Genomic DNA, 24,962 nt, shown 5'->3' with positions numbered 1-24,962 from the left:
TCAGTCGGCCAGCGCCGCTTGCGGCGCCAGGTAGTCGGAGACATGACCCACCGCCGGCAGCGGCTGCAGCTCGGTGAAATCGAGCAACAGGCGACCCAGCACCTTCTTCGGACCGACTTCGAGGAAGCCGCCGACACCGCTGGCCGCCAGGGCCAGCATGGTTTCGCGCCAGCGCACGGTGGAATACAGATTGATCACCAGATCACGGCGGATCTGCGCGATATCGGCAACAGGCGCCGCCGCCTGATTGGTAAACAGCGGCAGCTGCGGTGCGGCGAACTCGAGATCGTCGATCACCGCCTGGAAGTCCTCGCGGCCAGCCAGCATCAGCGAGCTGTGCCAGGCGCCGTTGACCGGCAGCTTGACCTGTTCGAAGCCGGCCCGCAGCAGTGCCGGCAGCAGCTCCTTGAGCGCCGACTTGCTACCGGAAATCACCTGCTGGCGGGGCGAGTTGTCGTTGGCCACGGTGATGCCGTCGGCCAGTTCGTGGGCGGCGATCAGTTCGGCGATGGCATCGCGGCCGACACCCTTGATGGCGTACATGGCGCCGTCGGTCTGTTCGGCCAGGGCCTGCATGATGCGGCCACGGGCAGCCACGGCGCGGAACACATCCTCCATGCCCAGCACGCCGGCGGCGAACAGCGCGGAGAACTCGCCAACGCTGTGCCCGGCCACGGCAGCTACCGGCGGTTCGCCACGCTCGCGCAGCGCCTCCAGGCTGGCGACGTTGACACAGGTGACCGCGACCTGCTGGTACTGGGTCTTGTCCAGCTTGGGCATCGGCCCCTTGCTGCACAGGCGGCGCAGGTCGAAGCCGGCAATGTCGCTGGCGCAGTCCCAGACTCGCGCGGTGGCGGCGGACTGGTCGCAGACCTCCTCGCCCATGCCGATATGCTGGGTACCCTGCCCCGGGAACAGCAGGGCCACACCCTTGTCACCAGATCGCTCGAACACCTGCATAACCCACCCCGCTGTTTCCCAATCGACCGAATTCACTGTTATCCGGACCATCCAGATAACCGCCACCGACATACACTTCGAAAGTTCTCGTCAACTGCGACGAGAAGTGCAGATTGAGGGCGAAGCTGCGATCTTCCAGGTTGTAGATCGTCGAACTTTCCCATGACAGCCTGCGCAACTCGGCTTCATTACTATCCAGATGCGCCATCAGGTAGTTACGCCCCGGCAACAGGTCGCGCCGGGCCATGTTGTCCGCCTCCTGGACGAACAACAGCTGATAGTTTCTGAATAGATCCGCGGCAGTCGCCTGATAAGCTCCTTCGAGCAGATCGAGCGTTTCGAAATAATTGTCCCAGTCTTTCTGTTGCCATCCCTGATCCTGAAACAGGTACTCCAGCGAGATGGCTGTATTGTTATCCGTGGTGTATCTAAGCCCGGCGCCGAACTGGTAGAAGTGATCTTTATCCTGCTCTTCGAAGAAATCGTCTTCTGCCGGCAAACGATACGACTGCAAACTATCCAGCGCCGTCTTGTCGAACTCGTTTACCTGACTCTGTTCATTGACGGAAAGCTCGATATTGAGAATCCAGTCCTCGGTCAGAAAACCACTGGTACCGATACCAAACGCATAACTCTCACCACCGACCATGACCAGACGAGGATTGAAGTCCTCGAACATGGCGGTGGTATATGACAGGTAATACCGCTCTGCCGAATTGGTCCGCTGCAATGTCGTCCATTCCGCCACTCGCTCCTTGTGCGACGGATTGGCCAGTTGCGGAAGTACCGCCAACTCAAGAGTGCCCGCCTGGCTGAACCAGGACATCTGCGCCACCATCGCGCCTTCGCGATAAGTGTCGCGCCAGGACACACCTAACGCATTTACCGCACCCCGCGACGAGTAGTTGCTCGGGCTCTGCAGGAAATCCAACGGACTGACGAAGAAGAACTGCCCGTTGCGTATATCTTTCTTACCGATATCGATAAACACCGACTCATGCGGCGTCAGCGATATATAGGCCTCGCGCACGAAGCCATGGTTGTCATAACCGTCGTTCTCCTGGGCGATACCGTTATCGCCGAAGGTTTCCAGACGCTCACCGAAGACGTTGAAATGCAGCTTCGTCGTCTCACCCGCACAATCCCCATTGAGTTCGCCGTAGGTCGCCGCCGACCCCATGGCCCGAGTAAAATCCTCGTCCGGGTTAAGCCACGCATCCCGCACCGCAGAGCGCCCCGCCTCCGCCCCGGCGAAGCCGGACAGGCTGCACGGCTGCTCGGCACACACCGGCTCGGCCGCCAGCGCCAGGCAAACGCCGGCCAACAGAAATTCGTTCCGCCACATCGGAATACCCACCCTTCCCTGTCAGATATTCAACGCAGACGCAGCAGATACTCTTTCTGGAAATAGGCTTCCGGCACGGCTTCCAGGCGCACGTCGGAATACAACATGCGCGTGTACTGTTCTTTCTTCAGGCTGTCTTCGATATAGATTTCATGCGGTCGCTCGACACCCAGCGCCGGCTTGTAATCCTTGTACCAGGCACGCTTTATCAACTTGTCGTTGGTGGCGAGAAACTCTGCCTTGTAGGGCCGATAGTTCTCCGCATCGACCCAGTAGATGACCTTCGGATAAGTCACATGCGGCCAGCGACGCTGCAATTCCAGGCGATAGCATTTGCGCCCCTCGCAATCCTCGGTGGCCACCAATTTGGATATATAGGAAAGATCGAAGTCGGTAGCGACCACATCGCCATTGGAAACCTGTCCGACCAGGCGCTGTTGTCGTGAAATAGGAATAGGGCGACGCAGCTTTGGCTCGTAGTACCAGAGTTTGTCGAAGATGGATAACAGCGACTTGCCACGCTCGGTGGGCGGATCGACGAAACGCACCAGTGCGCGCGCGTCGCCCTCTTGCCCGGACTCTGGCTTATAGAAACGCATGGCCACATCGAAACTTTGCCGAGTGACTTCACTATCGCCCTTCATCTCCGCCAGAGTCAGGGTATAGCGGAAGGGCTCGGCCGGGGCACGAATACGGTCGGCGCGACGGATAATATCCACGGCGCGCGCATCTTCGGAAACTTGATCCGCTGTATTTTCAGAAGAGTTTGCAGACTGCTGAGCAGCCGCCGGCGCCATGGGCGCGAAAAACGCCCAGCCCAGGATCAGAAATAAAGAAACTACGCCGTGCCGCATCCCTTCATCCCCCGCAACGCCAATAGACAAAGCCTGGACACTGCAGAACTTATTATTGTTATGGCGAAGAACTTCCTGAGCATCGCCTATGGTTCAGCTTCAAAGCTGGCCGAATCCTATTTTTAGGCAAGCATTAATGTCAACACGGCATTCCGTGAACTATTTCTGTAATGAATGGCCTATCGCCATGTTTGCCACAGGCAATATCAACTTAAATCGGCGGCACGTTTAATTAGAAAGAGAGTTCTAAATTCATTAATAGTCCACCCTGCAATATGACCATCCAGTCACGACAACTGCGCAGAATACTGCCAACCATGACGTCGGATTCGCTGCAGGTACGATCGCCCCACAACGGCGCAGCTAATTTGGTGCACCTATTGGCAGTAGCGCCGGTAGAACTTCCGAGACTGGCCTCAGGCGCTGACGGAGGAATGTCGAGCAGAGTGCTGCGACGAAAAGCAGAGAAAAAAGGATGACTGGCCGGTTTCCGGTCGCTATCTGTGCAGATTTCGGCGAAACGCCAAGAGCGCCGACAGCCTCAGATACGTGTACTGAACCAGGACAGCAGCAGAGCGGCGCCCAGAGTGGCGCCACCAAAACCGTAGAAGAAGCGGTTGATGCGCTGGGTCGGCTCGTCCAGCAACGAGGTTTCCTCGTCGATCTCGTCCAGTTCGCTGTCGGCGGCTAGGTGGGCAACCGCACGCTGCTCGCGCAGGCGGGTGGCCAGCAGCAGCCAGCTGCCGGCGACGGCAAAGAACAATGCCAGGCCGTTGAGCACTTGCCCGGGATAGGTCGAGAACAGGGTCCAGAGGTACTGCAGGGACACGCGAATCACCTCAACAGGAGAAAGATGCACCATAGACAGGAGAGGCTGGCACCAGAAGCGGGCAAGGAGGCTCGCCAGGCTCTGCCCTGCCCTTCTTGGCCACTCGTCGGAGCACCAGAAACAGGCAGCGCCCCGCCGGAAAAGGCCCCAGGGCCCGTGTTTGGCGGGCGGCAGTCTACTGGAACCCGCCTGGTTATGAGCTGCGTTCCGACGAACGTTGGTGCTTATCACCAAATTGTCTGAAAACGGTCATCCAACTGGCCTAGGGTTTGTTACTCCATCCGTGACTATCCAGTCACTGTGGTGACGGAGCGAATTCCATAACAGCGGAGGACCCGCCATGCTCAACCCGCAACCTGTTGACCGCGACTATCTCATCGACTCGCTGGACGAAGTGGAAGCCGTGGTAGATGAACTCTCCTTCAACGTGCAGGACTACCACTGGCTGGTGTATTGCGCCCTCGGTGGCCACGAGCACTACGATCTGCCGGATATCGACGAACGCACCGGCTTTAGCCTGCCAGAGCTTTACGCCGAAGCGGCCTGACCAGGCGGCCTGCCCGAACATGAAAAAGCCCGGCGATGCCGGGCTTTTTCGTTGCGCAGAACGCCTTACTGCTGGCCGAGCATCTGGCCGATGGTCGGGTCCTTGAAGGTGCGGGTCAGGGCGTCGCTGAGTACGTCGCTGATCAGCTTGGTGTTGGTTTCCTGGTTCGGCGCCATGCCAAAGCGCTGGTTCAGCGAGGCGCCGTAGCGGCCGCTGTAGCGACGGGCACTGTTCTGCACATCGGCGCGGAAGGTGGCGCTGATGTCGGCCTCGGTGACGTACATGCCTTCCTTCGGCGACTGGTACTTCAGCTCGGCCAGGGTCAGGGTCAGCTGCGGCGCGTTGTAGGCGTTCTGGCTCGGCGTGAAGCCGAGCAGGCGGACGGCCGCCTCGGCCTCGGCCTGCAGGCGCGGCAGGATGTCCTGGCCTTGCACGCTGATGGCGCTGGTTTCCGGATACAGGCCGCCGCGGGTGCCGAGTACCGGCGACGGGCGACCGTCGGCAACGCGTACCACGACCGGCTGGCCCTGGCCGACGGCCACCAGCGCGGCGTTGAGCTTGGGCTGCGGGCGCAGCTGCTGCGGGCTGTGGGCGCAGCCGACGAGGGCGACGCCGAGAGCGCCTAGCAGACCGAACAACAGGTGTTTCTTCATGAGCGATCTCCAGAAGGTGGCTGCGGAAAATGGCCGGCAGTATACCCACCGCTCCGCTGGGCCGACAGCTGTGTTTCAGACCGTCGCCGAGGCCGTGCGGTTCCTGTCATCGCCCTGTCACCGCCGCATGCGATAAGACTCCGGCAACCGAAGGAGAATCGCTCGATGATGAGTCTATGGTCCCTGCTTACCCCCCCGCGCGCCAGGATGCGCCGGTTCGCCCTGCTGGATGCCACGGGCACCTGCCGCGCCCTGCGCGAGGCAAGCGAACTGCCAGCCGAGGCCGGCTGGGTGGAAGTGCGCGAGCTGCGCAACCAGTGGCTGGGCCAGGCATTGCCGCTGGAGGCGATGATCGCGCCGCGACACATCGGCATGCGCCCGCGCCCTGCCCTCGCCGCCTGAATCCCGGGCATGAAAAAAGCCGCCCGAGGGCGGCTTTTTCGTTGGCGCTAGGGCATCAGACGAGCTGCAGGGCCTTGTCGCTCTGCTCGCTGACCGAGCGGTACAGCGCGGCGTCTTCTTCCAGCACCTTCTCGCGGGCCGGGAAGATTTCCTTGAGCTTGGCGGCCCAGGCAGCGCTACCGGCTTGCGCGGCGAAGCAGCGCTCGATCAGGTTGAGCATGATCGATACGGTGACCGAGGCACCTGGCGAGGCACCCAGCAGGGCCGCGATGGTGCCGTCCTCAGCCGCCACCAGTTCGGTACCGAACTGCAGGATGCCGCCCTTCTTGGCGTCCTTCTTGATGATCTGCACGCGCTGGCCGGCGATCTCGAGGCGCCAGTCGGCCGGGTTCAGGTTCGGGTAGAACTTGCGCAGGGATTCCAGGCGCTGTTCCGGCGACTGCAGCACTTCCTTGATCAGGTAGCGGGTCAGGTCGAAGTTGTCGCGGGCCACGGCCAGCATCGGGCCGATGTTGCTCGGACGTACCGACAGCGGCAGGTCGAGGAACGAGCCGTACTTGAGGAACTTGGTGGTGAAGCCGGCGTAGGGGCCGAACAGCAGCGAGGTCTTGCCGTCCACCACGCGGGTGTCCAGGTGCGGCACGGACATGGGCGGTGCGCCCACTTCGGCCTGGCTGTAGACCTTGGCCTGGTGCTGCTTGACCACTTCCGGGTTGTCGCAACGCAGCCACTGGCCACTCACCGGGAAGCCGCCGAAGCCCTTGCCTTCCTCGATGCCGGACATCTGCAGCAGCGGCAGTGCGCCGCCACCGGCGCCGAGGAACACGAACTTGGCTTTGATCTCGCGCTGCTCGCCGCTCTTGGTGTTCTTGACCTCGGCACTCCAGCCGTCGGCGGTGCGCTTGAGGCCGGTGACCTTCTGGCTGTAGCTGACGGTGGTGCCGCCCTGCTGGGCGAGGTACTGCAGCAGCTGGTTGGTCAGGGCGCCGAAGTTGACGTCGGTGCCGTTCAGCGCGCGGGTCGCGGCGATGCGCTCGTTGGCATCGCGGCCCTGCATCATCAGCGGCATCCACTCGGCCATGGCGGCCTTGTCTTCGGTGTACTCCATGCCGGCGAAGGCATGATGCTGGGTCAGCGCGGCATGACGGGTCTTGAGGAAACCGACATCCTTCTCGCCACGGACGAAGCTCAGGTGCGGCACCGGATTGATGAAGTTCTTCGGCGAGCCGAAGGCGCTCTTGCCGCACAGGTACGACCAGAACTGCTTGGAAACCTCGAACTGGGTGTTGATCTGCACCGCCTTCTTGATGTCCACCGAACCATTCGCCGCCTGCGGCGTGTAGTTCAGCTCACAGAGGCCGGCGTGGCCGGTACCCGCGTTGTTCCACGGGTTGGAGCTTTCGATGGCGCCGGAGGAACGCAGTTCGGCGATCTCCAGCTTGAGGTTGGGGTCCAGCTCCTTGAGCAGCACCGCCAGGGTGGCGCTCATGATGCCGGCCCCGACCAGCAGCACATCCACAGTTTCGTGATTGACTTGCGTCATTAACGCTTCTCCAAGATCTGCAGTACCAAGCCGCTGACATCGGCCTTTTGAGCCGCGCACCGACGTCTAATCACTGGCAGCCAGACGGGTGTCTGGAGCTTCGGAGGGCTCGCACCGTGGCCGATGACTTGGCCTGACCGATCCCGAGCAACCTCGTCCGGCGCGCACCGCCTGTGGGCGGTCCGCACGTTCAATTCTTCACTTCCCGGCAGAGCTCGAAACGCTCTGCAACGCCCCTTCAGCGGGGCACGCAAGACGCGCGCCAGACCAGCTGCCGCGCCGGCTCGGGAGATTTACGGCGCGCACAATACCACTATTGCCGCGGGCTCAGTCGCAAAAAATGCACGAACCCCGGCGGACGGTCATTTTTTCTACGGCTCTCAGGCTTTTGCTGCTTTAACGGCTTCGACGTAGGGCTCGGCCAGGCGCTGATCCTGGATCAGGGCGATGAAATCCTGGCCCTTGGCGTCCCGCGCGTTCAGGTCGTAGCCGGCCTGCTTGAAGAAGGTCAGGAATTTCTCGAAGTCGTCGATGCGCAGGCCGCGGTAGGCCTTGACCAGCTTGTGCAGGGACGGCGGGGTGTCATCCGCCGGCTCGACGTCGAGGAACAGCTTGATCGAGTCGTCGCTGATCTCTTCGCCAATCACCTGTTTCTTGTCTTTACGCATCACGCACTCCAGCTAGCGGGCATCACGGGGGCCGGCAGTTTACCCTTGCCCCGTGCGCCGCTCAACGCGACTAAAGGCAGCAGCCGGGAGTCCCGTGGACCGCGACTAGACCGGCGAGTCGCCGAGCGGCCGGAACTGCGCGCGCATCCAGGCCAGGTAATCGGCCACCCCTGGTTCGCCCTCGCGCGGCGCCCAGGCGGCCTGCTCGGCCTCGACCAGCGGCCGATAGGGGCCGGCCTTGCATTCGAAGAGGATGCTGTCGGCCGTCAGTACCACCAGGGCGTGGAACTGACCGGGAGTGAGATCCACGCCCCGGCAGTCGCCGCCGGCTTCGAGCAGACGGGTCTGCTGCAGGCTGCCGTCCTCGGCGAACAGCAGCAGGCCGATGCGCCCCTGCAGCACCAGCAGGGTCTCGGCCTTGTCGGCTGACAGGTGACGATGGGGAGGAATATAGGTGTCGGGCTGCAGCCCCACCGCCAGGCGGTGGCAGGGCTCGCTCATGTCGTGCAGGTTGTGGTGGGCGCGCCGGCGCGGGGCCTCTGCCGCCTTGCCCGCCAGCTCGGCGAACAGGGCGCGGTCGAGAAACACCGGTGCGCGCACTTACAGGCCTTTAACCGCGAAGATGCCCGCGGCGTTGCGCCAGTAGCCCTTGTAGTCCATGCCGTAACCGAAGATGAAGCGATCCTCGCAGGGCAGGCCAACGTAGTCCGCCTTGAGGTCCGGGCGGGCCTTGCGGTCATGGGTCTTGTCGATCAGCACGGCGGTGTGCACGGCGCTGGCGCCGGCGTGCTTGCAGAACTCGATGATGGCCGACAGGGTGTGCCCCTCGTCGAGGATGTCGTCGATGATCAGCACTTCGCGATCGATGAAGGAGATTTCCGGCTTGGCCTTCCAGAACAGCTCGCCGCCGGTGGTCTCGCTGCGGTAGCGGGTGGCGTGCAGGTAGGACAGCTCCAGCGGGAAGCCCAGCTTGGGCAGCAGCTTGCCGGCGAAGATCAGGCCGCCATTCATCACGCAGAACACCACCGGGTTGCGCTCGGCCAGCTCGCCGTTGATGGCCGCGGCCACCTGGTCGATGGCGGCCTCCACCTGGGCCTCGTTGAACAGGCAATCGGCTTCGGCCATGACTTGGCGGATGTGGGCGAGATCGGCGGACATGGCGTGCTCCGGAAGGTAAAAGTGGGCTGGTTAAAAAATGGCCGGCAAAGGTACTCAGATGGGCGCCAGAGGGCAAGTCCGGCAGCATATTTTCTGACCAATCGAACAGCTAAACCGTTAAACTGCGCGGCTTCTAGACGGCATTACCAGTGCTTTACTCTAGCCAGAATTTCCTTCCCGCCCCGGAGAACTCCGCATGCCCATCCGTGAGATCCGCCATCCGCTGATCCGCCACAAGATCGGTCTGATGCGCCGCGCCGACATCAGTACCAAGAACTTCCGCGAACTGGCCCAGGAAGTGGGCGCCCTGCTGACCTACGAGGCGACCAACGACCTGCCGCTGGAGCACTACGAGATTCAGGGCTGGGCCGGACCGGTGCAGGTGGAGAAGATCGCCGGCAAGAAGATCACCGTGGTGCCGATCCTGCGTGCCGGCATCGGCATGCTCGACGGCGTGCTCAGCCTGGTGCCGGGCGCCAAGGTCAGCGCCGTGGGCATCGCGCGCAACGAGGAGACCCTGCAGGCACACACCTACCTGGAGAAGCTGGCGCCGGAGATCGACGAGCGCCTGGCGCTGATCGTCGACCCGATGCTGGCCACCGGCGGCTCCATGGTCGCCACCATCGACCTGCTGAAGAAGGCTGGCTGCAAGGAGATCCGCGCCATGGTCCTGGTCGCCGCCCCCGAGGGCATCCAGAAGGTCGAGGACGCCCATCCAGATGTGATCATCTATACCGCCTCCATCGACCAGCGCCTCAACGAACACGGCTACATCATTCCCGGCCTGGGTGACGCCGGCGACAAGATATTCGGCACCAAGCAGAAGGACGCCTGAGCATGAGCGAGTACAACGACCCGCTGCCGCGGCAGATCCTCTCCGGCGCGCAGATGCTGTTCGTCGCCTTCGGCGCCCTGGTGCTGATGCCACTAATCACCGGCATGGATCCGAACGTGGCGCTGTTCACCGCCGGCGTCGGCACCCTGCTGTTCCAGCTGGCCACCGGGCGCCAGGTGCCGGTGTTCCTGGCATCGAGCTTCGCCTTCATCGCGCCGATTATCGCCGCCCAGGGTGAGTTCGGCCTGCCGGCGGTGCTTGGCGGCGTGGTCGCCGCCGGCTTCGTCTACACCTTCCTCGGCCTGGCCGTGAAGCTGAAAGGGCCTGGCTTCATCGACCGCATCCTGCCGCCAGTGGTGATCGGCCCGGTGATCATCGCCATCGGACTGGCCCTGTCGCCGGTCGCGGTGAACATGGCCATGGGCAAGACCGGCGACGGTGCCGCCGAACTGGTGCCCTACCAGACCGCCATGTTCATCTCCATGCCGGCACTGGTCACCACCCTACTGGTAGCGGTGCTCGGCCGCGGCCTGTTCCGCCTGGTACCGATCCTCGCCGGCATCGCCGTGGGCTGCAGCCTGGCCGCCTTCTTCGGGGTGATCGACACCGCTGGCATCGTCGCCGCGCCCTGGCTGGCCATGCCCAACTTCGTCGCCCCCGAGTTCCACCTGGGCGCCATCCTCTACATGGTGCCGGTGGCCCTGGCCCCGGCCATCGAGCACATCGGCGGAGTGATCGCGGTCGGCACCGTCACCGGCAACGACTTCGTGCGCAAGCCCGGCCTGCACCGCACCCTGCTCGGCGACGGCCTGGCCACCTCGGCCGCCGGCCTGTTCGGCGGCCCGCCCAACACGACCTACGCAGAAGTCACCGGCGCGGTGATGCTGACCAAGAGCTTCAACCCCAAGGTGATGACCTGGGCGGCCGTGTTCGCGATTCTGCTGGCCTTTATCGGCAAGTTCGGCGCGGCGCTGCAGGCCATCCCGGTCCCGGTGATGGGCGGCATCCTCTGCCTGCTGTTCGGCTCCATCGCGGTGGTCGGCCTGAACACCCTGATCCGTCACCAAGTGGATCTGTCCGAGGCGCGCAACCTGATCATCGTCTCGGTGACCCTGGTGTTCGGCATCGGCGGCATGGTCATCGGCGGCAAGGAGTTCGCCCTGTCCGGCATCTCCCTGTGCGCCATCAGCGCCCTGGCGCTGAACCTGCTGCTGCCGGGCGGCAGCGCCTGGCACAAGCACCCGCCGATCGACCCGGAGATCTGAATGAAAAAGCCCCGCTCTCGCGGGGCTTTTTTTATGCAGCTCACGTAGGGCGGGTGAAACCTGCGCGATCCTACGCGGGTTTCACCCGCCCTACCCTTCCCGCTTATGGCTCAGAACGGCTCGGCGATGTACTTGAAGGGGTAGTTGGCCGCCTTGTACTTGCCGATCTTGCGCTTGGGCAGCTTGACCTCGGGCTGCTCCACCGGCTGGTAGGGGATCTGCTCCAGCAGGTGGCTGATCAGGTTCAGCCGCACCCGCTTCTTGTCTTCCGAGCGCGCCATATACCAGGGCGCCCAGGGCGTGTCGGTGGACTCGAACATCTCGTCGCGGGCCTGGGTGTAGTCGTCCCAGCGGTTGAACGACTTGATGTCCATCGGCGACAGCTTCCAGGTCTTGCGCCCGTCGTCGATGCGCGCGTGCAGGCGCCGCTCCTGCTCCTGCGGGCTGACCTCCAGCCAGTACTTGAGCAGGATGACGCCGGACTCGACCACGGTGCGCTCGAACATTGGCGCCTGGGCGAGAAACTTCTGCACCTGGCTCTCGCTGCAGAAGCCCATCACCCGCTCCACCCCGGCGCGGTTGTACCAGCTGCGATCGAAGATCACGACCTCCCCCGCCGCCGGCATCTGCGTCAGGTAGCGCTGGATGTACATCTGGCTCTTCTCCCGCTCGGTGGGCGCCGGCAGCGCCACCACACGGAACACCCGCGGGCTGACCCGTTCGGTCAGCGCCTTGATGGTGCCGCCCTTGCCGGCGCCATCACGCCCCTCGAAGACGATCACCACCTTGGCGCCGCTGGCCACCACCCACTGCTGCAGCTTGACCAGCTCGACGTGCAGCTTATGCAGCTGCTCCTCGTAGTCCTTGCGCGAGAGTTTTGCGTCCGCTGCCTTGGCGGAGACCGCGGCCTTTCCCTGTGCTGCCTTCTTCTGTTTGCTCATGGCGAACCCGTCATTGGTGACTACCTCCGACGAGCCTAGATCGCCATCCGCAGGCTTGCCACGTACCGGGCAACACCATGGCCGCTGGCAACGCATGACAGCGCGCGCTATGGTCTGCAGCCACTCAAAGCCGCCAGCGAATGACCGCCATGCTCGACACACTTTCCCGCGTCTTCGGCTTCTCCCAGCTGCGCCCCGGCCAGGAGCGCATGGTCAACGCCGTGCTCGGCGGGCGTTCGGCGGCGGCGATCTTCCCCACCGGCTCGGGCAAGTCGCTGTGCTACCAGCTGCCGGCGCTGCACCTGCCGCACCTGACCCTGGTGGTGTCGCCGCTGCTGGCGCTGATGCAGGACCAGCTGGCCTTCCTGCATGCCCGCGGCATCAGCGCGGCCAGCATCGATTCGGCGCAGAGCCGCGAGCAGACGGCCGAGACCATGGCCCGCGCCAAGAGCGGCGAGCTGAAGATCCTGATGATCTCGGTCGAGCGCCTGAAGAACGAGCGCTTCCGCCACTTCATCGGCCAGGTGCCGATCTCCCTGCTGGTGGTCGACGAGGCGCACTGCATCTCCGAGTGGGGCCACAACTTCCGCCCGGACTACCTCAAGCTGCCCGACTACCAGCGCCAATTCGCCATTCCCCAGGTGCTGCTGCTCACCGCCACGGCGACGCCGCCGGTAATCGCCGACATGCAGCGCAAGTTTGCGATTTCCACAGATGACGTGGTCACCACCGGCTTCTACCGGGCCAACCTCAACCTGCTGGTAGAGCCGGTGGCCGGGCGCGACAAGCAGCGCCGTCTGGTCGAGTGGCTGGGCGCCAAGGCCGGCCAGCCGAGCATCGTCTACGTCACCCAGCAGAAGACTGCCGAACAGGTGGCCGAGCAGCTCGGCCAGCGCGGCATCGCCGCCAGCGCCTACCACGCCGGCATGCCCCACGAGGCGCGCGAGGCGATCCAGCGCCAGTTCATGGACGGGCGGATCAACTGCATCGTCGCCACCATCGCCTTCGGCATGGGCATCGACAAGAGCGACATCCGCAACGTGGTGCACTTCGACCTGCCCAAGTCGATCGAGAACTACAGCCAGGAAATCGGCCGCGCCGGACGCGACGGCCAGCCGTCCGACTGCCTGGTGCTGGCCAATCGCGACAGCCTCAACGTGCTGGAGAACTTCGTCTACGGCGACACGCCGGAACTGGGCGGCATCCGCCGCGTGCTCGACGAGCTGCTGGCCAGCGCGCCGGACGGCCAGTGGGAGCTGATGCTCAACCAGCTCTCCGAGCACAGCAATATCCGCCAACTGCCGCTCAAGACCCTGCTGGTGCAGCTGGAGCTGCGCGGCATCATCGCCCCGCGCTACGCCTACTTCGCCGAGTACCGCTTCAAGTACCTGGTCGAACCGGAGGTGCTGCTGGGCAAGTTCGAGGGTGAACGGCGCCAGTTCGTCGAAGCCATAGTCGCCAGCTCCAGCCGCGCGCGGACCTGGTGCACGGTGGATTTCGACGCCCTGTACAACCAGCACCAGGCCGAGCGCGGCCGGGTGGTCAAGGCCCTGGACTTCTTCCAGGAGCGCGGCTGGATCGAGCTGGAAAGCAAGCAGATGACCGAGGTCTACGCCCTGCTCGACCCGCGCTTCGACCCGCAGCGGCTGAGCGCCGAACTGCACGCCTACTTCAAGCAGCAGGAAGCCAGCGAGATCCGTCGCATCCACGCCATGCTCGAGCTGTTCGCCACCGACCAGTGCCTGAGCCAGCGCCTGGCCGCCTACTTCGGCGACGCCAACGCACCGCAGCGCTGCGGCCATTGCTCGGTGTGCCACGGCCAGGTTGCCCGCCTGCCCGCAGCCCCGACCCTGCACCCGCTGGCCGAGCAGGACCTGCACGCGCTGTGCGCCAGTTTCAGCCAGCGCCATCGGGAATACAGCGGCGAAGCGCCGAGCAGCGAATGCCTGACCCGCTTTCTCTGCGGCATCAGCGTGCCGCTGTTCACCAAGCTCAAGGCGCGGCAGATTCCCGGTTTCGCCGCGCTGGAGGACTATCCCTACGCCGAGGTGCGCGACTGGGTGGAGCGCCAGGCCTAGCGCGACAGGCTGACCCGATACGCCCCATCCGCATCGATCTCGCCTACTCCGCCGGGCGTGCCGAGCAGCAGTTCGTCGCCCACCTGCACCACACTGCTGAAGCTGGGCAGCGCGCTGTCCGGCGAGGCCTGCAGGCTTTCCAGCACACGACCCTCGCCGTCGAAACGGAACACGTGGGGATAGCGGCTGGGCCGCGCCAGCAGCGCCGGCGGCAGGCGCGCGGCGACCTTGCGCAGGAACGGCCAGGGCCCCAGGGCATCGAGCACGGCCTTGCGCGGCGAGAAGAACGAGCACCAGTAACTGCCATCCGGGGCGACGGAGAGATCGCCGGGGAAGCCCGGCAGGTTGTCCACCAGCACCTCGCGCTGGCCGCTGCGCGGGCCCCGTATCCACAGGCGCGTGATGCGATAGGCGCCAGTCTCGGCGACCAGCAGGTAGGACTCGTCCGGACTGAGCACCACGCCGTTGGCGAACTGCAGGCCATCCATCACCCGCTCGATGCGCCCGTCCGGGTCACGCACGAACACACCGCCGTCACCCCTGTGCTCCAGCAGCGCGCGCTTGTTGTCGGCCAGGCCCCAGCGGCTGGAGGCCTCGGTAAAGAACAGGCGGCCGTCGCGAGCCACGAACACATCGTTGAGGAAGGTGAAGCGCTGCCGCGCATCGCTCTGCACCAGCACCTGCGCCTGGCCGTCGGGCGTGATGCGCCAGACCTTGGCATTGGCCTCGTCCGCCGCGTACAGGCTGCCGTCCGGGCCGAAGTTCATGCCCACCGGGCGACCGTCGAGAGTGACGAAGGTCTGCACGGGCTGGCCGGCCTGCCAGCGCAGGATGCGCCCGTCACCGATTCCGCTGTAACGCCGACCCTGGTCATCCACTACCACAGTATCCGGCCCGGCCAGGCCGGACTGCTCCAGCACGGCGCCATCCAGCCGAGTATTAACAGCCCACACGCCCTCGGCCCTGGGCACCGGGCCGGGCTGCCAGGCCCGCGGCTGCAGCGTTGTGGGCCAGAACAGCAAATAGCCGAGGCCGGCCAGCACGATGAGTAGCAATGCCTTGCGCATGCGCGGAGTCCTTGAGCTTATTGTTGTGCCAGCAGCCTACGCCGGGCGTGCGTTCGCGAAAGTCGCCCAGCCGGCCAAAGCGCTGGCTTTGCCGCCCCTCATGCAGACAAACGCGGCAGGCCCCAGTGGGTCTGCGCCAGCCATTCGGCGAAGGCCTGGGGCGCCAGCGGTTTGCTCAGCAGGTAGCCCTGGGCGATATCGCAGCCGAGCTGGTCCAGGCGCTGCAGCACGGCGTCGGTCTCCACCCCTTCGGCCACCACGCGCAGGCCCATGTTGTGACCGAGCTCGACGGTGGAGCGGACGATGATGTCGTCGTCCGGGTTGCTCAGCAGGTCCTGGACGAAGGACTTGTCGATCTTCAGCTCGTGCACCGGCAGGCGCTTGAGCTGGGCCATGCTGGAGTAGCCGGTACCGTAGTCGTCGATCGACAGGCGCACGCCCAGCTCGCACAGCTGCTGCAGCTGCCCCAGGGCCTGCTCGGGATCGGCCATCACCGCGCTCTCGGTGATCTCCACGACGAGACTGCCCGGCTGCACCTGGTGTTCGGCCAACTGGGCGGCGATGTAACCGGCGAAGCCGGGGTCGGCCAGGTCGAGGGCGGAGACGTTGATCGCGGTCTTCAGGCCCAGGCCCAGGCCCTGGTCGTGCCAGGCGCGGCTCTGCGCCAGGGCCGTGCGCACCACCCAGCGGGTCAGCGCGCAGACATTGCCGGTCTGCTCGGCCAGGGGAATGAACTCGTCCGGCGGGACGAAGCCGTGCACCGGATGGATCCAGCGCACCAGGCATTCCACACCGAGCAGGCGCCGCGCGCGGATATCCAGCTTGGGCTGGAAGTACAGGCTCAGCTGGCCCTCCTCCACCGCGCTCTTCAGTTCGCTCATCAGGGCCAGGCGCACCAGGCTGTGGCGGTCCAGTTCCGGACGGTACAGCGCATAGGGCGAGCGCTGCGCCTTGCCCCAGTACATCGCCACCTCGGCGTGCTGCAGCAGGCTGCCGGCGCTCTCGCCATGGTCCGGATGCAGGGCGATGCCGAGGGTGGCATTGAGCGTCATGCTGATGCCACGCACCACGAACGGTTGCTGCAGGGCCGCGCGATAGTGCTCGGCGGTGGGCACCACCTGGCCCGGATGGCAATGCGGCACCAGCACGGCAAACTCGTCGCCGCCCAGGCGCGCCAGTTGCTCGCCGCCGCGCAGCAGCTCCTGCAGGCGCCCGGCGAGCAGACGCAGCAGCTGGTCGCCGGCCTCGTGGCCGAGGGTGTCGTTGAGGTCCTTGAAGTTGTCAAGGTCCATCAGCAGCACCGCCACGCCCTCGCCAGGCTGGCATTGCAACAGCGCCTGCTGCAGCTCGGCAACGAAGCGGTTGCGGTTGGCCAGCTCGGTCAGCGGATCACGGTAGGCGAGGAAGCCGATGGTCTCCTCGCGCTCGGCGATACCGCGCTGCATGGCGGCGAACTCGTGGGCCAGCAGGCCGACCTCGCCACCGGCGGCGGTCGCCACACTGGCCTGGTAGTCGCCGCCGGCGATGCGCCGCACGTTTTCCACCATCTGCGCCAGCGGCCGGCTGACGGTGTTGGCGATCCACAGGGCGCCGAGCCCGGCCAGCACCAGGGCGGCGGCGAAGATCAGCATCAGCTGCCACTGCAGCGGTTGGTAATGGGCCAGCTCGGCGGACAGCGAGCGCATCAGCAGCACCTGCAGGTCGCCGTCGGTGCCCGCCAGCGGCGCGCGCAGGGCCACCTGTTCCAGGCCCTGCAACGGGAAGCGGAACACCTCCTGGCTGTCCGGCAGGTGGCTGCCGCCCAGCTCGAAGGCCATCAGCAGCCAGCCCATCAGGTTCGGGCGCGGGGCGAAGATCGGCGTCAGGTTGACGTGCAACACGCGGCCATCCAGCACCACCAGGCGCTCGGCACTGTCCGGCTCGGCCTCGTTCAGCAGCCCGTTCCACGGCAGCCGTGCGCCCGAGGCCAGCTCGGCGCTGGTACCGGCCAGCACCAGGCCGTCCGGCGCCAGCACCAGGGCGAAGCCGGCCTGGCTGCGCGAGGCGAAGGATTCCAGCGCGGCGGACAGCGACTGCGCCTCCTGCTGCGGGCTGGCCACCAGGTCGGCGATCTCGCCGAGCAGGGTGAAGTCCTTGGCGATCAGCTCGGCCATCGCGCTCTGCGCCTGGCGCCGGCTCTGCAGCTCGTTGGCCAGCACGCGATGGGCGAAGCCCAGCTGGGTCTGCACCTGCTGCAGGCTGTGGTCGAAGGTGGAGCGATAGACCAGCCCCGCCAGCAACAGCATCAGCGCCGCCAGCAGGAGCAGGAAGAAAGCCAGGATCTTGCCGCGCAGGCTCATGGCGCGTAGCCGCCCTTGCCCTTGGGCTTGCCGGATGGCTCCTTGGGGCGCGGGTCGCGCTTGAGCGGCGCGCCCAGTTGCCAGGCCACTGCCGCCGCACCGCCGAGCTCCCGCACCTGCTGCTCGGCAGGGTCGGCGATGCGCGGATGCCACACATGCAGGCGCTGCCCGGCTGCCGGTTCGAACTCGATACGGGCCAGGCCCCGGGCATCGGTCTGGGCGAACCAGGGGCTGTCCAGCACCAGCACGAAGCCGAGCATCCAGTCGTGGATATTGCAGCCCAGGGTGACCAGTCCGGGCTTGTCGAAGCGCACTTCCTGCGGCGCGTCGCTGCTCTTCTGCAGGCGCAGCTCGAAGCGCTTGGCGGCGGAGAAGGAATAGACGTGGTGGTTGATCGGGTCGGCATTGGGGAAGCTGACCGTGGTGCCGGTCTGCACCGCCAGGATATACGGCTCGAACTGGCGCTTCTGCTGGTTGACCCGCGCCGTTGCACCAACGGGCTGGGGCGGCCCGGGCTCGACCCATAAGACGGCGTCGGCCAGGGGCTGGCCCTGAGTATCGCTCAGCCGGACTTCCAGGGTTGCCGCCGCCAGGGGACCGCACAGCGCCGCCAGCGCCAGCCCCCAGTACCGCCTGCCCATACGCCACCTCCATCACTCGATGGAGGGAGTATAGGAAGACGCCGGCCACTGGCCATCAGCGCCGGCTCGGCTCGATCAACGGGGGCGCTAGCGCCGCCCCGATCAGATCAGGTCGCGGGTTTCCTGGTAGGTGGTGATCGCCTCGATGGCGGTCCGCGTGGTCACCGTCTGCTGCCGGCCAAAGGTCAGCTGGTTGGCCTCCGTCCGCTGCTGCGCGAGGTTCTGCGGGGTCAGCGGATCGGCCTCGGTACTCGGGTCCTGATCGACCTGCCGGGCTTCGAGGAAACGCTCCACCTGCTGCTGGCGCAGACGATCCTGCAGGCTGTTGGTGGCCTCTTCGGCCGCCTGCCGCGCCTGCTCGGCCTGCTGTTCCCGCAGCACCTCGCGGCGCTCCTCGGCCAGCTCCTGCTGGCGGGCGAATCGCTCGGCCGCCCGTTCGCGATTCAGTGCCAGACGATCCTGCAGACGCTCGGTGTTGGTGGGGTTGAGCGGCGTGTCGAAGCGGTTACGCACCTCCAGCGAGGTGTTGTCATCGAGCGGGCGCAGTGCGCGCGGCTCGTAGAGCGTGTTGCCAATCGGACTGATGGCGATAGCCATAGGGTTCTCCCTGGATTTCGGCCTGGGAGCCTCATTCTATGGCCTTGCCAACGCTGTATTTAGGCGGATGGGGCATAAGGCGCGGACGCAGATGTTCTAGCACTTTTTCCGGCCTTTCCGGTCGTGGCGCTGACGGAAAAACCGCTGCATAGGCCGCCAGCGCCCATTGCAGAGGCGCTGCCGCATGGCGCCCCGCTGCGCCTGTGCTTGGCCCGATCCAGAGCCTTCGCGCCTCGCTTGCGCGAGCAGGCGCAACGGCAAAAATCGACGAGCGGTCGATATCCAGCGGCCTATCGCCGAGCAGGCGACAGGCCGTGTGGGCCATTCAGGCGCGGAAGCGCTGCACCTGGCCCTGCTGCCCGCTGGCCAGCTGGGCCAGGTCGCGGCTGGCGATGGCGCTCTGCTGAGCGCCACTGACCACTTCCTGGATGCTGTCGTTGAGCTGGGTGATGTTCTGGCTGATCTCGTTGGCCACCGCGGTCTGCTGCTCGGTGGCGGTGGAGATCTGCACGTTGCCGTCGGCAATACCGTCGATGGCGTTGGCGATGTGCAGCAGCACCTCGCCGGACTCGCGCGCATGGCTGACGCTGGCCGCCGCCCGCTCGCTGGACTGCTGCATGGCGCCCACCGCCTGGCGCGCGCCGTCCTGCAGGGCATCGATCATCTTGCGGATCGACTCGGTGGCCTTCTGCGTATTGCTGGCCAGGCTGCGCACCTCGTCGGCCACCACGGCGAAACCACGCCCGGCCTCGCCGGCCCGCGCCGCCTCGATGGCCGCGTTGAGCGCGAGCAGGTTGGTCTGCTCGGCGATGCTCTGGATCACCCCCAGCACGCTGCCGATCTCGTCGCTCTGGCTGTGCAGGCGGTTGATCACCTCGGCGCCCTGCTGCACCGACTGCGACAGGCGCTGGATCGAGTCCAGGTTGGCCTGCACCAGCGACGTGCCCTGCTGGGCTTCGCGGCGTGCATCGTTGGCGATATGCGACATGCCCAGGGCGTTCTGCGCCACCTCCTGGATCGCCGCGCTCATCTGATGCACGGCGGTGGCAACCATGGTGGTCTGCTGGCCCTGGTTGGACGCCACGTCGCTGACCTGGGCGCTGATCGCGCTCATCTCCTCGGAGGCGGCGGCCAGCTGGATAGAGGAGTCGCTCAGGTGGCGGATCAGCTGCTGGAAATGCTCGAGCATGGCGTTGAAGGCGCGAGCGGTCCGTGCCAGCTCGTGCTCGCCCTGGTCGGCGGCACGCAGGGTCAGGTCGGAACTGCTCTGCACCTGGCCGATCACCGCGCACAGCGCCTCCAGCGGGCGGATGATCGAACGGCTGACCAGCAGGCCGAACACCAGCACCAAGCCCAGCGCCACCAGGCCAATGACGATGAAGCTGCTCTTCATCGAGCTGTAGGCTTCGCCTTCTTCGCGGTGCAGCTTGTCGCCCTCGCTCAGCTGCAGGCGCACCAGGCCGTCGAGCTCGGCGCTGAGCGGGTCGAAGGTGGTGTACAGGCGCCGGTTGAAGCTCTCCGCCGACTCGCCGCGCAGGCTGTCGCCGGCAGTGCCGAGCAGCTCGCTCACCAGCAGGTCGGCCCTGGCCATCAGCGGCCGGGTACGCTCCACGCGGTCGCTCTCCTCGGCGGTCAGGCGGGTCGAGGTGTAGGTGCGCCAGGCCTGCTCCACACGCTGCCGAGCAGCATCCACGCTCTGCCGCAGGGCCGACTCGTCGAGCAGGCCGGCGCGGTACTTGTGCAGGGCGTCGACCATGTTCACCGCGTAGCCGTCGGAAACTTCCTTGAGCTGGCTGATCGGCTGCATGCGATCGACGAACAGCGCCTCGAAACTCTGGTTGAGGCGGCCGGCGTTGGATGCCGCCAGCAGCATTACCCCCAGCAGCACGGCCAGCGGCAACAACGCCAGCAGCAGCAGGCGGCTGCGCACGCTCAGTTGGTTCAGCATCAGTGTTCTCCCGGGTCGCCAAAGCCGCCCATGGCGGGCAGCGTTTTCTGGATGGCCCATCCCAGGGCCTCTGGTCTCGATGACCATGTTGTTCCGGAAAGGCTATCGACCGCCGCGCGGGCGGCTCTATCAGCGATTTCCCTAGGTGAACTCAGCTCTCGCCGAGCACGCGGATCTGCTCGATCAGCCACTGCAGGGCCACGTCGCGGCGGCGCAGGTCGAGGCTGACGATCTGCAGGTGGAAGGCGCCCAGGTCGAAGGGCAGGTCGAACAGGTCCAGCGGCAGCAGCTCGGCGAAGTAGCGCGCCAGGCGCGCCGGCAGCACCGCCACCAGGTCGCCGCTGGCGGCGATGTGCGCGGCCTGCAGGTAGTTGGGCGTGGTGTAGACGATCTCGCGGCTCAGGCCCTGCTCGCCCAGCCACTGCTCGACCATGCCACGGGTCTGGCCACCGTGCACCCACAGGTGGCGCAGGCGCAGAAAGCCGTCCAGGTCCAGGCCGGCGCGCAGTTGCGGATGGTCGCGACGGGCCACCAGCTGCAGGGTCTCGCTCATCCAGCGGCTGCCGGCGAAGCGCGGTGGCAGCGCCTCGAAACGACCGACCGCCAGGTCCAGCTCGCCCTTCTCCAGCGCCTCGGCCGGCAGGCGCGGACTCAGGTGGCGCACGTCGATGCGGATGCCCGGCGCCTGCTCCGCCAGGCGCGCCAGCAGGCGCGGCATCAGCAGCATTTCGGCGTAGTCGGTGAGGGCGATGGTGAAGCGCTGGCGGCTGCGCGCCGGATCGAAGTGGCTGCCCTCGCCCAGGCTCTCCTCGATCTGCCGCAGCGCGGCACGAATCGGCGCCTCCAGCTCCAGCGCCCGTGGCGTCGGCTGCATGGCGCGGCCGACGCGCACCAGCAGCGGGTCGTCGAGCAGCGCGCGCAGGCGGTTCAGCGCATTGCTCACCGCCGGCTGGCTCAGCGCCAGGCGCTCGGCGGCGCGCGACACGTTGCGCTCGCGCAGCAGGGCATCGAGCACGCGCAGGAGGTTGAGGTCGAAGGTCAATATATTCACAAGAGGAATTCAACTTATCACAAGTCAAAATTTCCCAAATAGTAGCGCCGTACTTAAGGTTCGTCAGTTGTGTTTTGGCAGGTCGCCACGGCGGCCGACATGAAGTGACCGAGGTAGGGCTATGAGTAACAACTACAAGATCGAACAGGCCGCCGTGATCGGCGCCGGCACCATGGGCCGCGGCATCGTCATCAGCCTGGCCAACGCCGGCATCCCGGTGCTGTGGCTGGACAACAACCCGCAGATGGTCGAGGCCGGCCTCAAGATGGCCGAGGACACCTGGGCGCAGAACGTCGCCAAGGGCCGCATCAGCACCGGCGAGGCCAGCCTGCGCCTGTCACGCATCGAGGCGGTGAACGACTACGCCGATCTGGCCGAGGTCGATCTGGTGATCGAGGCGGTGTACGAGAACCTCGAGCTCAAGCAGGAAATCTTCCGCACCCTCGACCGCATCGTGAAGCCCGGTGCGATCCTCGCCAGCAACACCTCGGCGCTGGACATCGACGCCATCGCCGCCGTCACCGCCCGCCCGCAGGACGTGCTCGGCCTGCACTTCTTCAGCCCCGCGCACATCATGAAGCTGCTGGAGATCGTGCGCGGCGCGCAGACCGCGCCGGCCGTGCTGGACGCCGCCGTGGCCCTCGGCCAGCGCATCGGCAAGATCAGCGTGGTGGCCGGCAACTGCGACGGCTTCATCGGCAACCGCATGCTGCACACCTACGTGTTCGAGGCGCGCAGCATGCTGCTGGAAGGCGCCTACCCGCATCAGGTGGACAGCGCCCTGCAGGGCTTCGGCTTCGCCATGGGCCCGTTCCGCATGTACGACGTGGTCGGCATCGACCTGGAATGGCGCGCCCGCGAGCTGGCCGGCAAGGGCCAGGACGTGGCCCAGGTGCAGGTGGACAACCGCCTGTGCGAACTCGGCCGCTTCGGCCAGAAGGCCGGCAAGGGCTACTACGTCTACGCGCCGGGCAGCCGCCAGGCCGAGCACGACCCGGAAGTGGATGCCCTGGTGCAGCGCGAAGCCGAGCGCCTCGGTTATCAGCGCCGCGATGTCGGCCCCGAGGAAATCCTCGAGCGCTGCCTGCTGGCCCTGGTCAACGAGGGCGCGAAGATTCTCGAGGAGAACATCGCCGCCAACGCCCATGACATCGATCTGGTGTATCTGAACGGCTACGGCTTCCCCACCGACAAGGGCGGGCCGATGGCCTGGGCCGACGCCCAGGGCGTGGCCGCGATCCGCGAGCGCCTGCTGCAGCTGACCGAGCGCTTCGGCGCGCACTGGCAGCCGGCCGGCCTGATCGACCGCCTGGTGGCCGATGGCAAGAAATTCGCCGACGTACAGGAGGGCCGCGCATGAGCTACCAAGCCCCCCTGCGCGACATGCGCTTCGTCCTGCACGAACTGTTCGATGTCGCCGGCCACTGCGAGCGCCTGGGCAACGGCCTCGACCGCGAGCTGATCGACGGCGTGCTGGAGGAGGCCGCGGCCTTCACCGGCAACGAGATCGCCCCGCTCAACCGCAACAGCGACGAGGAAGGCTGCCGCCTGGAAGACGGCAAGGTCACCACGCCCAAGGGCTTCCGCGCCGCCTACCAGCAGTACGTGGACAACGGCTGGGCGAGCATGACCGGGCCGACCGATTTCGGCGGCCAGGGCTTCCCCCAGCTGGTGGCCTTCGCCTTCCACGAGATGCTGATGGGCGCCTCGCTGTCCTTCCGCATCTATTCCGGCCTCACCGAGGGCGCGGTGCTGGCGCTGGACAAGCACGGCAGCGACGAGCTCAAGCGTGACTATCTGGGCAAGATGGTCAGCGGCCAGTGGACCGGCACCATGTGCCTGACCGAGCCCCAGGCCGGCACCGACCTGGCCCTGCTGCGCACCCGCGCCGAACCCCAGGCCGATGGCAGCTATCGGGTAACCGGGAACAAGATCTTCATCAGCGGCGGCGAGCAGGACTTCTCCGAGAACATCGTGCACCTGGTGCTGGCCCGCCTGCCGGACGCCCCGGCCGGGGTGAAGGGCATCAGCCTGCTGCTGGTACCCAAATTCATCGCCAATGCCGACGGCACGCCAGGCGCGAAGAACGCCCTGAGCTGCGGCGCCATCGAGCACAAGATGGGCATCAAGGGCGCCTCCACCTGCGTGATGAACTTCGACGGCGCCACCGGCTGGCTGGTCGGCGAGGCCAACCAGGGCCTGGCCTGCATGTTCACCATGATGAACGACGCGCGCTTCCAGGTCGGCCTGCAGGGCCTGGGCATCGGCGAGGCGGCCTTCCAGGGCGCCCTGCGCTATGCCCGCGAGCGCCTGCAGTCGCGTGGCCTGACCGGTGCCGTGGCGCCCGAGAAGGCGGCCGACCCGATCATCGTGCACCCGGACGTGCGCCGCATGCTGCTGACTCAGAAGACCCTGGTCGAAGGCTGCCGCATGCTCGCCGCCTACACCGCACGCCAGCTCGACCTGGAGCACGGAGCCGAGGAACCCGCCGCGCGCAAGGCCGCCGGCAAGCGCGCCGCGCTGCTGATCCCGATCGTCAAGGCGTTCTTCACCGACATGGGCCAGGAAGTCGCCAGCCACGCGGTGCAGGTCTACGGCGGCCATGGCTTCATCCGCGAGTGGGGCATGGAGCAGCTGATGCGCGACAGCCGCATCACCCAGCTCTATGAAGGCACCAACGGCATCCAGGCGCTCGACCTGATCCGCCGCAAGCTGCTGGGTGACGGCGGTGCCGAGCTGGGCGCGCTGATCGACGAGCTGGCCGCCCACGCCCGCGACGCCGCCGGGCAACCGGCCCTGGCCGATTCCGCGCGCCTGGTCGAGCAGCGCCTGCAACAATGGCGCGAGCTGGCCGCCCAGGTGATCGCCAACAGCCAGGCCGATGCCCAGGAGATCGGTGCGGCCTCGGTGGACTTCCTGCAGTACTCGGCCTATGTGTTGCTGGCCGGCTTGTGGCTGCAGGCCGCCGCCATCGCCCAGCAGGCGCTGGACGCCGGCACTGGCGAGGCGGCCTTCTACCAGGCCAAGCTGCACAGCGCGGACTTCTACCTGCGCCGCGTGCTGCCACGCGCCAGCAGCCACCGCGAGGCCCTGCTGGGCGGTGCGGACTGCCTGATGGCGATGGCCGAAGAGAGCTTCGCGTTCTGATGCCGCTGTGAAATTGGCGTTGCGCGCGGCGATGCCCTGCAGGTTTCTGCATGGGCATCCCCGTGTGCAACCCTCGACTCCACCCTGAGGCACC

At 66.0% G+C, this 24,962-nt stretch carries 23 protein-coding genes; 7 read left to right on the top strand and 16 right to left on the bottom strand.

Features of this window, described 5'->3' with window-relative positions:
- From FFS62_RS02365 to FFS62_RS02350, 4 genes are all read right to left on the bottom strand, one after another.
- Window positions 1-960: an ACP S-malonyltransferase gene (locus FFS62_RS02365; RefSeq protein WP_171016250.1), complete on the bottom strand. Its 960-nt coding sequence runs from the start codon at window positions 958-960 to the stop codon at window positions 1-3.
- The gene (locus FFS62_RS02360) at window positions 935-2,305 is read right to left on the bottom strand and encodes a hypothetical protein (RefSeq protein WP_137971203.1); all 1,371 of its coding nucleotides are present in this window, start codon (window positions 2,303-2,305) and stop codon (window positions 935-937) included. Before FFS62_RS02360 ends, FFS62_RS02365 begins: the two co-directional genes overlap by 26 nt.
- Window positions 2,306-2,334: 29 nt before the next feature.
- Entirely contained in the window at window positions 2,335-3,159 is an 825-nt protein-coding gene (locus FFS62_RS02355; protein WP_218569265.1) for an outer membrane lipoprotein-sorting protein, read from the bottom strand.
- A 541-nt stretch (window positions 3,160-3,700) separates the two neighbouring features.
- On the bottom strand, window positions 3,701-3,988 hold the full coding sequence (locus tag FFS62_RS02350; protein ID WP_137971202.1) for a hypothetical protein: 288 nt from the start codon (window positions 3,986-3,988) through the stop codon (window positions 3,701-3,703).
- A gap of 340 nt (window positions 3,989-4,328) precedes the next feature.
- Here FFS62_RS02350 and FFS62_RS02345 point away from each other — a divergent pair, with 340 nt between their 5' ends.
- Complete coding sequence (locus FFS62_RS02345) at window positions 4,329-4,535, top strand: hypothetical protein (protein WP_137971201.1); 207 nt, start codon at window positions 4,329-4,331, stop codon at window positions 4,533-4,535.
- 65 nt (window positions 4,536-4,600) lie between these two features.
- Here FFS62_RS02345 and FFS62_RS02340 read toward each other — a convergent pair whose 3' ends face one another.
- Entirely contained in the window at window positions 4,601-5,188 is a 588-nt protein-coding gene (locus FFS62_RS02340; RefSeq protein WP_137971200.1) for a YajG family lipoprotein, read from the bottom strand.
- Between the two features lie 207 nt (window positions 5,189-5,395).
- Here FFS62_RS02340 and FFS62_RS02335 point away from each other — a divergent pair, with 207 nt between their 5' ends.
- The gene (locus tag FFS62_RS02335; protein ID WP_256662102.1) at window positions 5,396-5,590 is read left to right on the top strand and encodes a hypothetical protein; all 195 of its coding nucleotides are present in this window, start codon (window positions 5,396-5,398) and stop codon (window positions 5,588-5,590) included.
- A gap of 55 nt (window positions 5,591-5,645) precedes the next feature.
- Here the strand turns inward: FFS62_RS02335 and mqo are convergent, their stop codons facing one another.
- The 4 genes from mqo to FFS62_RS02315 all read right to left on the bottom strand — a co-directional run bounded on the left by mqo (window position 5,646) and on the right by FFS62_RS02315 (window position 8,959).
- The gene (gene mqo, locus FFS62_RS02330; protein ID WP_137971198.1) at window positions 5,646-7,133 is read right to left on the bottom strand and encodes a malate dehydrogenase (quinone); all 1,488 of its coding nucleotides are present in this window, start codon (window positions 7,131-7,133) and stop codon (window positions 5,646-5,648) included.
- Between the two features lie 380 nt (window positions 7,134-7,513).
- Entirely contained in the window at window positions 7,514-7,801 is a 288-nt protein-coding gene (locus tag FFS62_RS02325) for a PA4642 family protein (RefSeq protein ID WP_137971197.1), read from the bottom strand.
- Between the two features lie 105 nt (window positions 7,802-7,906).
- Window positions 7,907-8,401, bottom strand: a complete 495-nt coding sequence (locus FFS62_RS02320; protein ID WP_137971196.1) for a WbuC family cupin fold metalloprotein — start codon at window positions 8,399-8,401, stop codon at window positions 7,907-7,909.
- Window positions 8,402-8,959, bottom strand: a complete 558-nt coding sequence (locus tag FFS62_RS02315; protein WP_137971195.1) for a hypoxanthine-guanine phosphoribosyltransferase — start codon at window positions 8,957-8,959, stop codon at window positions 8,402-8,404.
- A 196-nt stretch (window positions 8,960-9,155) separates the two neighbouring features.
- Here FFS62_RS02315 and upp point away from each other — a divergent pair, with 196 nt between their 5' ends.
- Both upp and FFS62_RS02305 read left to right on the top strand, forming a co-directional pair.
- The gene (upp, locus tag FFS62_RS02310) at window positions 9,156-9,794 is read left to right on the top strand and encodes a uracil phosphoribosyltransferase (RefSeq protein WP_137971194.1); all 639 of its coding nucleotides are present in this window, start codon (window positions 9,156-9,158) and stop codon (window positions 9,792-9,794) included.
- Between the two features lie 2 nt (window positions 9,795-9,796).
- Complete coding sequence (locus FFS62_RS02305; RefSeq protein ID WP_137971193.1) at window positions 9,797-11,059, top strand: uracil-xanthine permease family protein; 1,263 nt, start codon at window positions 9,797-9,799, stop codon at window positions 11,057-11,059.
- Window positions 11,060-11,169: 110 nt separating this feature from the next.
- Here the strand turns inward: FFS62_RS02305 and ppk2 are convergent, their stop codons facing one another.
- The gene (gene ppk2, locus FFS62_RS02300) at window positions 11,170-12,000 is read right to left on the bottom strand and encodes a polyphosphate kinase 2 (RefSeq protein ID WP_137971192.1); all 831 of its coding nucleotides are present in this window, start codon (window positions 11,998-12,000) and stop codon (window positions 11,170-11,172) included.
- Window positions 12,001-12,149: 149 nt separating this feature from the next.
- Here ppk2 and FFS62_RS02295 point away from each other — a divergent pair, with 149 nt between their 5' ends.
- Complete coding sequence (locus FFS62_RS02295) at window positions 12,150-14,078, top strand: ATP-dependent DNA helicase RecQ (protein WP_137971191.1); 1,929 nt, start codon at window positions 12,150-12,152, stop codon at window positions 14,076-14,078.
- Here the strand turns inward: FFS62_RS02295 and FFS62_RS02290 are convergent.
- From FFS62_RS02290 to FFS62_RS02270, 6 genes are all read right to left on the bottom strand, one after another.
- Complete coding sequence (locus FFS62_RS02290; protein WP_137971190.1) at window positions 14,075-15,145, bottom strand: SMP-30/gluconolactonase/LRE family protein; 1,071 nt, start codon at window positions 15,143-15,145, stop codon at window positions 14,075-14,077. The genes FFS62_RS02295 and FFS62_RS02290 overlap by 4 nt on opposite strands.
- Before the next feature lie 98 nt (window positions 15,146-15,243).
- Entirely contained in the window at window positions 15,244-17,484 is a 2,241-nt protein-coding gene (locus tag FFS62_RS02285; protein WP_171016249.1) for a bifunctional diguanylate cyclase/phosphodiesterase, read from the bottom strand.
- Window positions 17,481-18,125, bottom strand: coding sequence for a methylamine utilization protein (locus FFS62_RS23135; protein ID WP_171016248.1), 645 nt, complete (start codon window positions 18,123-18,125; stop codon window positions 17,481-17,483). The genes FFS62_RS02285 and FFS62_RS23135 overlap by 4 nt, the downstream gene beginning before the upstream one ends.
- A 102-nt stretch (window positions 18,126-18,227) precedes the next feature.
- Window positions 18,228-18,722 (bottom strand): hypothetical protein, encoded by a 495-nt coding sequence (locus tag FFS62_RS02280; RefSeq protein ID WP_137971188.1) that lies wholly within the window; start codon window positions 18,720-18,722, stop codon window positions 18,228-18,230.
- Between the two features lie 325 nt (window positions 18,723-19,047).
- A complete protein-coding gene (locus FFS62_RS02275; RefSeq protein WP_137971187.1) occupies window positions 19,048-20,670 on the bottom strand; it encodes a methyl-accepting chemotaxis protein in 1,623 nt (540 codons plus the stop codon).
- 151 nt (window positions 20,671-20,821) lie between these two features.
- Window positions 20,822-21,721 carry a LysR family transcriptional regulator gene (locus tag FFS62_RS02270; RefSeq protein WP_137971186.1) on the bottom strand — a complete coding sequence of 300 codons (900 nt, stop codon included), beginning with the start codon at window positions 21,719-21,721 and terminating at the stop codon, window positions 20,822-20,824.
- Window positions 21,722-21,842: 121 nt separating this feature from the next.
- On the opposite strand from FFS62_RS02270, the gene FFS62_RS02265 reads away from it, so the two are divergent.
- Window positions 21,843-23,081: a 3-hydroxyacyl-CoA dehydrogenase gene (locus tag FFS62_RS02265; protein ID WP_137971185.1), complete on the top strand. Its 1,239-nt coding sequence runs from the start codon at window positions 21,843-21,845 to the stop codon at window positions 23,079-23,081.
- Window positions 23,078-24,868 carry an acyl-CoA dehydrogenase C-terminal domain-containing protein gene (locus tag FFS62_RS02260; protein ID WP_137971184.1) on the top strand — a complete coding sequence of 597 codons (1,791 nt, stop codon included), beginning with the start codon at window positions 23,078-23,080 and terminating at the stop codon, window positions 24,866-24,868. Before FFS62_RS02265 ends, FFS62_RS02260 begins: the two co-directional genes overlap by 4 nt.
- The last annotated feature ends 94 nt before the right edge of the window (window positions 24,869-24,962 follow it).

Origin of the sequence: Pseudomonas sp. F(2018) (assembly GCF_005508865.1) — a bacterium.
Taxonomy (GTDB): Bacteria; Pseudomonadota; Gammaproteobacteria; order Pseudomonadales; family Pseudomonadaceae; genus Aquipseudomonas.
This window is presented reverse-complemented; position numbering and strand designations above follow the sequence as displayed.